Here is an 11,214-nt window from a genome sequence, read left to right as displayed (position 1 = left end):
GTTGTAGGAATGTCTGTGGATCCGAATACCCGAGCCGACTTCGGACAGCGAAGGGCTGCGCTGCGTCGGGCGTTGCAGGCCAGAGAGCTCGACGGCCTGCTCGTGACCGACCTGCTCAACATCCGCTACCTGACCGGATTCACCGGGAGCAATGCAGCGCTCGTCGTGTCCGCGTCGGATACACCCGGTAGCGAGGACAAGACCGTCATCTGTACCGACGGGCGCTACCTATCCCAGGTCGCCGCGCAGGTTCCCGACCTGAGCGCCCTCATCGACCGGTCGTCGGCGACGGCGCTGCTCGCGAACGAGGCGACAGCGAGGTCCGGTGCCCTTGGCTTCGAGAGCCACGTCGTCACGGTCGATCAGCACGACGCATGGTCCGCGCTCGAGTCGGCACCTCGGCTCGTCCGCAGCCCAGGCCTCGTCGAAGAACTGCGCATGGTCAAGGACGAATACGAGATCGGTCTGCTGCGCGACGCATGCCGAGCAGCCGACGACGCATTCGCCGCACTGATCGAACGCGGCGGCATCCGGGTGGGTCGCACCGAACTCGACGTGGCCCGTGAGCTCGAATCGCTGATGCTCGATTTCGGCGCCGACGGCATCTCGTTCGAGACGATCGTCGCGGCGGGACCGAACTCGGCGGTGCCGCATCATCGGCCGACCGCGTCCGTGCTCGCCGCAGGTGACTTCGTGAAGTTCGACTTCGGTGCGCTGGTCGGTGGCTATCACTCGGACATGACACGCACGGTCGTTCTCGGGCAACCGGACGAGTGGCAGAAGGAGATCTACGATCTGGTGCTGCGCTCCCAGGCTGCCGGTCGCGAGGCCCTGGCACCCGGCGTGAGCACGGCATCGGTGGACGCGGCGTCGAGGTCGGTCATCGAGGAAGCGGGCTACGGTGAGCTGTTCCTGCACGGCCTCGGGCACGGCGTCGGCCTCGAAATCCACGAAGCGCCGGGAATTGCTCGCACCAGCACCGGTACACTTCTGTCCGGTGCAGCTGTGACCGTCGAGCCGGGTGTGTACATCTCGGGGCGCGGTGGCGTCCGGATCGAAGACACACTCGTCGTTCGCGACGACGGACCAGAGCTGCTCACCATGACCAGCAAAGAACTTATTCTCGTGTGACGCACGGCGTAGACGGGAAATACGAGGAGACGTAAGAGCCAGTGGCTTCTACCAGCGATTTCAAGAACGGTCTCGTACTCAGCATCGACAACCAGCTGTGGTCGATCATCGAGTTCCAGCACGTCAAGCCGGGCAAGGGCCCTGCGTTCGTGCGCACGAAGCTCAAGAACGTGCTGTCCGGCAAGGTCGTCGACAAGACGTTCAACGCCGGTGTGAAGGTAGACACCGCGACGGTGGACCGTCGTGACATGACGTACCTGTACCACGACGGCAGCGACTACGTGTTCATGGACGGCGACACCTTCGATCAGATCTCGATCTCCGAGGCCACCGTCGGTGACGGCGCTCGCTTCCTGCTCGAGAACATGAAGGTTCAGGTCGCAACCCACGAGGGCGCACCGCTGTACGTCGAGCTGCCGGTCACGGTCGAGCTCGAGGTCAAGCACACCGATCCCGGTCTGCAGGGAGACCGCTCCACGGGCGGTACCAAGCCCGCGACGCTGGAGACCGGCGCCGAGATCTCGGTTCCGCTGTTCATCAACACCGGTGACAAGCTCAAGGTCGATTCGCGCGACGGCAACTACCTCGGGCGTGTGAACTCCTAACGTGTCATCGAAGAAGACATCAGCGCGCACCGAGCCACAGAAGAAGCTCGGTGCGCGTCACAAAGCGCGCAAGCGAGCCGTCGATTTCCTGTTCGAGGCCGAGGCGCGTGACACCGATCCGGTGGAGCTGGCGAAGGAACGAATCGAACTGGCACGGAGCGACGACTCGATCGCACCGGTCAGTGAATACACCGAGACTCTCGTCGTCGGTGTGGCGGAGAATCTGGACCGTCTCGACGGTGTGATCTCCGATCACCTGACGGACTGGACGTTGAACCGGTTGCCCGCGGTCGATCGTGCCATCCTGCGCGTCGCGGTGTGGGAGCTGTTCCACGCCACCGACGTGCCGCCGGTCGTCGCTGTCGACGAGGCCGTCGAGCTCGCCAAGCAGTTGTCCACCGACGATTCGCCGTCGTTCGTCAACGGTGTCCTCGGTCAGATCGTTCTCGTTGCGCCTCAGGTTCGTGCGGCTGCCGCCGCTGTATCGTCGCGCACCGAGTCGACCGTCGACGAGAAGTCCGCGGACTCGTAACGCATCGAGAAGTTCACGCTCCTCCCCGCCATCGGTGCGGGGAGGAGCGATTGCTAGGCTGATTCACCGTCAGACATCCTTTAACGATCCGTCCAGAGAGGCGGAGAAGGAGGTCGTAGTTTGCCTGCGCCCGACAGTTCTTCCGTTCCCGACAATTCCGGTTCTTCCCGCGAGCTGCTGTCCGCCGCGGACGTGGGCCGGACCATCGCCCGTATGGCGCATCAGATCATCGAGAAGTCCGCGCTGGACTCCGCCGAGCAGCCGCGTGTGGTTCTTCTGGGCATTCCGACGCGTGGCACCACTCTCGCCGAGCGGCTCGTCGAACGCATCGAGGTGTTCAGCGGGGTTCGCCCGCCACTCGGATCGCTCGACATCACGCTCTACCGTGACGATCTGCGAAACAAGCCCCATCGCCCGCTGGAGCGCACGCTCGTTCCGCCGGGAGGAATCGACGATGCGCTCGTCGTCCTCGTCGACGACGTTCTCTTCTCCGGCCGGACCGTCCGCTCGGCATTGGATGCGCTGCGCGATCTCGGTCGCCCCCGCGCCGTCCAGTTGGCCGTACTCATCGATCGTGGTCATCGGGAGCTGCCACTCCGGGCCGACTACGTGGGCAAGAACGTCCCGACGGCACGGACCGAGGACGTGTCGGTGTCGTTGACCGAACACGACGGCCATGACGGCGTGACCATCTTCGACCGGAGGAACCCGCGTTGAAGCACTTGCTCTCCGTCGCAGATCTCACCCGTGAATCGGCGACCGAACTGCTCGACGAAGCCGATCGGTTCGAGCAGGCCCTGCTCGGCCGCGAGGTGAAGAAACTTCCGACGTTGCGGGGCAGGACGGTCATGACCGTCTTCTTCGAGAACTCGACCCGTACTCGCGTCTCGTTCGAGGTCGCAGGTAAGTGGATGAGCGCCGACGTCATCAACGTCAGCGCCAGCAGTTCGTCGGTGTCGAAGGGCGAGTCACTGCGCGACACCGCGATGACATTGCGGGCCGCGGGCGCCGACGCGCTCATCGTCCGCCATCCGGCGTCGGGCGCCGCGCATCAGATCGCAGCGTGGACTGCAGGGCAAGGCGAAGGCAGTTCCTTCGGACGTTCCGCAGGCTCCACGTCAGGTGGCCCCGCGGTGATCAACGCGGGTGACGGTACTCACGAACATCCGACTCAGGCGCTGCTCGACGCTCTGACGCTGCGTCAGCGCCTCGGCGGTATCGAGGGCAAGCGCATCGGCATCGTGGGCGACATCCTGCACAGTCGGGTCGCGCGGTCCAACGCGATCCTGTTGTCGACCCTCGGCGCCGAGGTGGTGCTCATCGCGCCGCCCACGCTTCTTCCGATAGGTGCATCGACGTGGCCGGTTCGGGTGTCGCACACCATCGATGCGGAATTGCCGTCACTCGACGCCGTGCTGATGCTGCGCGTGCAGGCCGAGCGTATGAACGGCGGGTTCTTCCCGTCGCCCAAGGAGTACTCGATCACGTACGGGCTGTCGCAGAAGCGCATGGATCTGCTGCCCGAACACGCCGTCGTACTCCATCCAGGCCCGATGCTGCGCGGCATGGAGATCGCGTCCTCGGTTGCCGATTCCCCCAGAACTGCAGTACTGCAACAGGTTACGAACGGAGTTCACGTGCGCATGGCGGTTCTGTTCCGATTGCTCGTCGGTTCGGACGGAGGCGAGTCATGAGTGTTCTGCTGCGCGGAGTTCTCGTCTACGGCGAGCAGCCTGCCACCGACGTCCTGATCGACGACGGCCTGATCGCCGCGATCGGCACCGACCTCGACGCCGGTGACGCGGAGGTCGTCGATGCGAGCGGACAGATCCTGCTGCCCGGCTTCGTCGACCTGCACACTCATCTGCGTGAGCCCGGTCGCGAGGATACCGAGACCATCGAATCCGGTTCCGCTGCAGCAGCATTGGGTGGCTACACGGCCGTGTTCGCGATGGCCAACACCGATCCGGTCGCGGACTCGGTCGTCATCACCGATCACGTGTGGCGCCGTGGCCAGGAAGTGGGCCTCGTCGACGTGCATCCCGTCGGGGCCGTCACCGTCGGACTCGGGGGCAAGCAGCTCGCCGAGATGGCCACGATGGCGTCGGGCATCGGCAAGGTGAAGATGTTCTCCGACGACGGCAAGTGCGTCGACGATCCGTTGATCATGCGTCGCGCGTTGGAGTATTCGAGCTCGCTCGGAGTTCTGATCGCGCAGCACGCCGAGGAGCCTCGGCTGACCGTGGGTGCCGTCGCGCACGAGGGGCCGACGGCCGCTCGCCTGGGTCTGGCCGGGTGGCCACGCGCAGCCGAGGAGTCGATCGTCGCCCGCGATGCGCTGCTCGCTCGCGATGCCGGTGCCCGGGTGCACATCTGCCACGCATCGACGGCCGGCACGGTCGAGCTGCTGAAATGGGCACGTGGACAAGGTATTTCGATCTCCGCCGAGGTCACGCCGCATCACTTGCTGCTCGACGACTCGCGCCTCGAGACGTACGACGCCGTCAACAAGGTCAATCCGCCGCTGCGCGAGGCTTCCGACGTCGAAGCTCTCCGCAAGGGTCTCGCCGACGGCACGGTCGACTGCGTCGCCACCGACCATGCGCCGCACGCCGAGCAGGACAAGTGCTGTGAGTTCTCGCAGGCGCGTCCCGGCATGTTGGGACTGGAGACCGCATTGTCGATCGTCGCGCAGACGATGGTCGAGCCCGGTCTGCTCGACTGGCGCGGTGTCGCCCGCGTCATGAGCGAGCGGCCCGCGGCGATCGTCGGACTCGCCGATCAGGGTCGGCCCATCGAGATCGGTGAGATCGCGAACCTGACGCTCGTCGATCCCGATGCGTCGTGGACGGTCGAGGGCAAGAAGTTCGCCAGCATCTCCGAGAACACGCCGTTCGAGACGATGTCGTTCGCAGCGAGGGTCACGACGACGCTGCTGCGCGGGCGGATCACGGCACGTGACGGTGCCGTACGCGCGACGACGGAGGCATAGAGATGGACAGAGTTCTCATCGTCATCGCGTTCGTCGTGTTCTGGATCGCGATGATCGGATTGATCTTCTGGGGATGGCGCGGTCGTCAGAAGCGACAGGCCGACGCCATCGGAACCTTCCCCTCGGTGCCCGACGACCTTGGCGCGACGCTGATCGAGGTCTCGACCGGCCTGTATGTCGGCAGCACGATCGCACCGAGCTGGCAGGACCGCGTCGCCGTCGGGGACATCGGTCACCGCGCCACCGCCGAGCTGTCCCGGCACGAGAAGGGAATCCTGCTCGAGCGCACCGGTGAATCCACCATCTGGATTCCTCGGGAATCGGTGCGGGCGATCAGGACCGAACGCGCGCTGGCCGGCAAGGTCATGAGCAAGGACGGCCTGCTGGTCATCCGCTGGGCTCTGCCGACCGGCACCGAGATCGACACCGGCTTTCGAGCCGACGACAAACTTGTCTATCCCACGTGGGTAGGTACTGAAACAGATACGAACGATTCGAAGGAGACAACCGCGTGAGCAGCGCAGTTCTTGTTCTGGAGGACGGCCGGACGTTCCGTGGCACCACCTTCGGCGCCACCGGACGGACTCTCGGAGAAGCCGTGTTCTGCACGGGCATGACCGGCTACCAGGAAACGTTGACCGACCCCAGCTACCACCGCCAGATCGTCGTCGCGACTGCGCCGCAGATCGGCAACACCGGCTGGAACCAGGAAGACGGCGAAGCAGCGAGCGCCCAGGATCCCAACAAGATCTGGGTTGCAGGCTACGTCGTCCGTGACCCTGCTCGGCGGACGTCGAGCTGGCGCGCGACGGGGTCGCTGCAGGAGCAGCTCGAAGCGCAGAGCGTCGTCGGCATCGCCGGAATCGACACTCGTGCGCTCGTTCGGCACCTGCGTACACGCGGTTCGATGCGTGCAGGCGTGTTCTCGGGCGATGCGCTCGGAACCGACGCCGAGATGCTGGATCAGGTCGTCGGGCAGCCGTCGATGCTCGGTGCCGACCTGGCCGGTGAAGTGACCACCGATGCCGGATACATCATCGAACCGGTCGGCGGCGACGCTCGATTCACCGTCGTCGCAGTCGATCTCGGAATCAAGACCAACACACCCCGGATGTTCGCCGAGCGCGGCATTCGAGTGCACGTGGTTCCGTCCGCGGCGAGCATGGATCAGATCCTCGAACTGAATCCCGACGGCGTGTTCCTGTCCAACGGTCCCGGTGACCCGGCGACCGCCGACGCGAACGTCGCCCTCACCCGTGAGGTCCTCGATCGCGGTCTGCCGCTGTTCGGGATCTGCTTCGGCAACCAGATCTTCGGCCGAGCTCTCGGACGCTCTACATACAAGATGAAGTTCGGCCACCGCGGCATGAACATCCCCGTCGTCGAACACACGACGGGTCGCATCGCCATCACCGCGCAGAACCACGGTTTCGCGCTCGAAGGCGAGGCAGGTGAAGAATTCGACACCGATTTCGGTCGCGCCCGCGTCAGTCACACCTGCGCCAACGACGGCACCGTCGAGGGCGTCGAACTGCTGAGTGGCCGTGCCTTCTCGGTGCAGTACCACCCCGAGGCCGCGGCAGGCCCACACGACGCCGCTTACCTTTTCGATCGGTTCACATCAGTGCTCGAGGGAGTTGACAAGTAATGCCACGCCGCAGCGATCTGGGACACGTCCTGGTCATCGGTTCGGGACCGATCGTCATCGGACAGGCCTGTGAGTTCGACTATTCCGGAACCCAGGCTTGTCGGGTTCTGCGCGAAGAGGGACTGCGCGTCTCTCTCGTGAACTCGAACCCGGCCACCATCATGACCGACCCCGAATTCGCCGACGCCACCTACGTCGAGCCGATCACGGCCGACTTCATCGAGAAGATCTTCGCTCGCGAAGCATTGCAGGGCCATCCCGTCGACGCAGTTCTCGCGACGCTCGGTGGCCAGACGGCGCTCAATGCCGCCGTCGCGCTGCACGAGCAGGGAATCCTCGAGAAGTACGACGTCGAACTCATCGGCGCCGACTTCGACGCCATCCAGCGCGGCGAGGACCGTCAGAAGTTCAAGGACATCGTCGCGAAGGTCGGCGGAGAGTCGGCCCGTTCGGCTGTCTGCTACACGATGGACGAGGTCCGCGCGACGGTCGCCGAGCTCGGTTTCCCGGTCGTCGTGCGTCCGTCGTTCACGATGGGTGGCCTCGGCTCCGGAATGGCGTACAACGACGCCGATCTCGCGCGCATCGCCGGCGGCGGCCTCGCGGCATCGCCGACCGCCAACGTCCTCATCGAGGAATCGATCCTCGGGTGGAAGGAATACGAGCTCGAGCTCATGCGCGACGGCCGCGACAACGTGGTCATCGTCTGCTCCATCGAGAACGTCGACCCGGTCGGTGTGCACACCGGCGACTCGGTCACCGTCGCTCCGGCGATGACACTGACCGACCGCGAATACCAGAAGATGCGTGACCTCTCGATCGACATCCTGCGTGAGGTCGGCGTCGACACCGGCGGGTGCAACATCCAGTTCGCGATGGATCCCACGGACGGCCGACTCGTCGTCATCGAGATGAACCCGCGTGTGTCGCGGTCGTCGGCATTGGCGTCGAAGGCGACGGGTTACCCGATCGCGAAGATGGCCGCCAAGCTCGCCATCGGCTACACGCTCGACGAGATCGTCAATGACATCACCAAGGAAACCCCGGCGTGCTTCGAGCCGACGCTCGACTACGTCGTCGTGAAGGCTCCTCGGTTCGCGTTCGAGAAGTTCCCCGGCGCCGACGGCACCCTGACGACGACGATGAAGTCCGTCGGCGAGGCCATGTCGATCGGCCGCAACTTCACCGAGGCCTTCGGCAAGGTCATGCGCTCGCTCGAGACCAAGCGTGCCGGGTACTGGACCGGCCCGGAGGTCGAGTCCGAGAGCCTCGAGTCGCTCCTCGAGGATCTGTCGGTCCCGAAAGACGGCCGGATGTACGGCATCGAGAAGGCGTTCGCCCTCGGTGCCACACTCGAGCAGTTGTTCGAGTCCACCAAGATCGACCCGTGGTTCCTCGATCAGTTCCAGCAGATCCACGAGCTCGGTAACGAGCTCCGCGCGGCCGAGACGTTCGACGAGGCTCTGCTGCGTCAGGCCAAGTACCACGGACTCTCCGATCGTCAGATCGCTGCGCTGCGGCCGGAACTCGGCGACGAGGACGGCGTGCGTGCACTGCGCGACGAGTTCGGTGTGCACCCGGTCTACAAGACCGTCGACACCTGCGCGGCCGAGTTCGAGGCGAAGACCCCGTATCACTACGGCACGTACGAACTCGACCCCGAAGCCGAATCCGAAGTTGCCGAGCAGCGTGAGCGCCAGAAGGTTCTCATCCTCGGATCGGGTCCCAACCGCATCGGTCAGGGCATCGAGTTCGACTACTCGTGTGTCCATGCAGCACAGACGTTGTCGCAAGCCGGCTACGAGACGGTCATGGTCAACTGCAATCCCGAGACCGTCTCGACCGACTACGACACCGCCGATCGCCTGTACTTCGAGCCGCTCACGTTCGAGGACGTGCTCGAGGTGTACCGGGCAGAAGCGCAGTCCGGCACCGTCGCGGGCGTCATCGTCCAGCTCGGTGGCCAGACGCCGCTCGGCCTGGCGAAGCGACTGAAGGCTGCAGGCGTACCCATCGTCGGCACCAGCCCCGAGGCAATCGACCTGGCCGAGGACCGCGGCGAATTCGGCCGCGTGCTCACCGAGGCCGGCCTGCCTGCACCGAAGTTCGGCACCGCGACGACGTTCGACGGCGCCCGTGAGATCGCCGGAGGCATCGGCTATCCCGTGCTCGTGCGCCCGTCGTACGTGCTCGGCGGGCGTGGCATGGAGATCGTGTACGACGAGGCCAGCCTCGCCGACTACATCTCCCGCGCGACCGAGATCTCGCACGACCGCCCGGTTCTCGTGGACCGCTTCCTCGAAGACGCAGTCGAAATCGACGTCGACGCGTTGTGCGACGGAACCGAGGTGTACCTCGGCGGCGTCATGGAACACATCGAGGAGGCCGGAATCCACTCCGGCGACTCGGCGTGTGCGTTGCCGCCGATCACGTTGGGCAAGGCCGACATCGAGAACGTGCGACGCTCGACCGAGCTGCTGGCCAAGGGCATCGGTGTGAAGGGTCTGCTCAACGTCCAGTACGCGCTCAAGGACGACATCCTGTACGTCCTCGAAGCGAACCCGCGCGCGAGCCGGACGGTGCCGTTCGTGTCGAAGGCCACCGCTGTTCAGCTGGCCAAGGCATGTGCACGCGTCATGCTCGGTGAGTCGATCGCGGACCTGCGTGCGGAAGGCATCCTGCCCGCCGTGGGCGACGGAGGCACCACGCCGCTCGACGCGCCCATCGCCGTCAAGGAAGCGGTGCTGCCGTTCAACAGGTTCCGTCGCGCCGACGGCACAGGCGTCGACACACTGCTGAGCCCGGAGATGAAGTCGACGGGTGAGGTCATGGGTATCGACGCGGACTTCGGTACCGCGTTCTCGAAGAGCCAGACGGCCGCATACGGTTCGCTGCCTGCGTCGGGTGCGGTGTTCGTCTCCGTCGCGAACAAGGACAAGCGGTCGCTGATCTTCCCGGTGAAGCGTCTCGCCGACCTCGGCTTCACGATCCTCGCGACCGAGGGCACCGCAGAGGTGCTGCGGCGCAACGGAATCGCGTGCGAGCAGGTGTACAAGCAGTCCGGTGAGGACGTGCCTGAAGGTGCACCCACGATCGTCGATCGCATCCTCGCAGGCGACGTCGCGATGGTCATCAACACGCCGTACGGCAACTCCGGCCCACGCGTCGACGGCTACGAGATCCGCAGTGCCGCAGTGGCGCAGAACATTCCCTGCATCACGACGGTCCAGGGAGCGTCGGCTGCGGTGCAGGGTATCGAAGCAGGCATTGCAGGCGGTGTAGGAGTGCGGTCTCTGCAGGACCTGCACGCGGCGATCGCAGGGTCTTCGGTCTCCGCATGAGCGGTCACGACGCCTGGGCGGATCGGTTGCGTGCCGCGACAGCGGCACGCGGCCGGCTCTGCGTCGGCATAGATCCGCATCCGTCACTGCTGGACGCGTGGGATCTGCCACGGTCCGCGGACGGGCTCGAGACGTTCGCCGAACTGTGCGTCGAGGCGTTCGCCGGCGAGGTGGCCGTCGTCAAGCCGCAGGTCGCGTTCTTCGAGGCCTACGGCAGCGCGGGTTACGCGGTGCTCGAACGCACGATTTCGGTGCTGCGTGGCGCCGGGACCCTCGTCGTCGCCGACGCCAAGAGAGGCGACATCGGAAGCACGATGAGCGCGTACGCACAGACGTGGCTCGGCGCCGAATCGCCATTGTCGTCCGACGCTGTCACCGTCTCGCCGTACCTCGGATTCGACTCGCTCCGCGAGACGTACGCACTGGCCGCCGAGAACGGTCGAGGTGTGTTCGTCCTCGCCCGGACGTCCAATGCCGAGGGCGCGCAACTGCAGGGTGCGCGAGCGGGTGAGCGGTCCGTCGCGCAATCGATCGTCGACGCGTCGGCGGCGATCAACGGCGACGGACTCAGCACTGTCGGTCTCGTCGTCGGTGCGACGCGTGATCACGGCCTCGATCTGTCGGAATTCTCCGGACCGATTCTCGCGCCCGGCCTCGGCGCACAGGGTGCCGGTGTCTCGGATCTTGCCCAGATCTTCACGGGATCGCGAGAGTTTCTGCTGCCCAACTCCTCTCGGGGAGTGCTCGCTGCGGGGCCGTCGGTGAGTGCTCTTCGCGACGCCGCAGCAACCCTCAGGGACGAGATCGAGCACAGTCTTTGATGGTCGCTCCTGCAGGCTCCGCTCCTGCCCCACATAGACCATCGACGGTGTCCGGTAGCCGCCGGGGGCAAGTTAGCCATGCGGGTCCAGCGTCGGTAACGTCGCTGTTGTTGCTGGTGACCATCGGTGAAGCACCGGCGACGT

At 65.4% G+C, this 11,214-nt stretch carries 10 protein-coding genes; all 10 read left to right on the top strand.

All coding sequences use genetic code 11. From position 1 onward, the window contains the following. The first annotated feature begins 15 nt into the window (after positions 1-15). The 10 genes from CHB96_RS00900 to pyrF all read left to right on the top strand — a co-directional run bounded on the left by CHB96_RS00900 (position 16) and on the right by pyrF (position 11,070). Positions 16-1,131, top strand: a complete 1,116-nt coding sequence (locus CHB96_RS00900) for a M24 family metallopeptidase (RefSeq protein ID WP_245865119.1) — start codon at positions 16-18, stop codon at positions 1,129-1,131. A gap of 41 nt (positions 1,132-1,172) precedes the next feature. Then, complete coding sequence (gene efp, locus CHB96_RS00895; protein ID WP_089242695.1) at positions 1,173-1,736, top strand: elongation factor P; 564 nt, start codon at positions 1,173-1,175, stop codon at positions 1,734-1,736. A gap of 1 nt (position 1,737) precedes the next feature. Further along, positions 1,738-2,268, top strand: a complete 531-nt coding sequence (nusB, locus tag CHB96_RS00890) for a transcription antitermination factor NusB (protein WP_089242694.1) — start codon at positions 1,738-1,740, stop codon at positions 2,266-2,268. Between the two features lie 120 nt (positions 2,269-2,388). Then, positions 2,389-2,985 carry a bifunctional pyr operon transcriptional regulator/uracil phosphoribosyltransferase PyrR gene (gene pyrR / locus CHB96_RS00885; RefSeq protein WP_089242693.1) on the top strand — a complete coding sequence of 199 codons (597 nt, stop codon included), beginning with the start codon at positions 2,389-2,391 and terminating at the stop codon, positions 2,983-2,985. Beyond that, positions 2,982-3,962 carry an aspartate carbamoyltransferase catalytic subunit gene (locus tag CHB96_RS00880; protein WP_089242692.1) on the top strand — a complete coding sequence of 327 codons (981 nt, stop codon included), beginning with the start codon at positions 2,982-2,984 and terminating at the stop codon, positions 3,960-3,962. Before pyrR ends, CHB96_RS00880 begins: the two co-directional genes overlap by 4 nt. After that, entirely contained in the window at positions 3,959-5,260 is a 1,302-nt protein-coding gene (locus CHB96_RS00875) for a dihydroorotase (protein WP_089242691.1), read from the top strand. Before CHB96_RS00880 ends, CHB96_RS00875 begins: the two co-directional genes overlap by 4 nt. 2 nt (positions 5,261-5,262) lie before the next feature. Next, positions 5,263-5,775, top strand: a complete 513-nt coding sequence (locus CHB96_RS00870) for a PH-like domain-containing protein (RefSeq protein ID WP_089242690.1) — start codon at positions 5,263-5,265, stop codon at positions 5,773-5,775. Next, positions 5,772-6,908, top strand: coding sequence for a glutamine-hydrolyzing carbamoyl-phosphate synthase small subunit (gene carA, locus CHB96_RS00865; RefSeq protein ID WP_089242689.1), 1,137 nt, complete (start codon positions 5,772-5,774; stop codon positions 6,906-6,908). Before CHB96_RS00870 ends, carA begins: the two co-directional genes overlap by 4 nt. Then, a complete protein-coding gene (carB, locus tag CHB96_RS00860; protein WP_089242688.1) occupies positions 6,908-10,249 on the top strand; it encodes a carbamoyl-phosphate synthase large subunit in 3,342 nt (1,113 codons plus the stop codon). Before carA ends, carB begins: the two co-directional genes overlap by 1 nt. Next, complete coding sequence (pyrF, locus tag CHB96_RS00855; protein ID WP_089242687.1) at positions 10,246-11,070, top strand: orotidine-5'-phosphate decarboxylase; 825 nt, start codon at positions 10,246-10,248, stop codon at positions 11,068-11,070. Before carB ends, pyrF begins: the two co-directional genes overlap by 4 nt. Positions 11,071-11,214: the final 144 nt, after the last annotated feature.

The organism is Rhodococcoides kyotonense (genome assembly GCF_900188125.1).
Lineage (GTDB): Bacteria > Actinomycetota > Actinomycetes > Mycobacteriales > Mycobacteriaceae > Rhodococcoides > Rhodococcoides kyotonense.
Note: the sequence above shows the minus strand (reverse complement) of the source record. Positions and strands in the feature narration are given on the sequence as shown.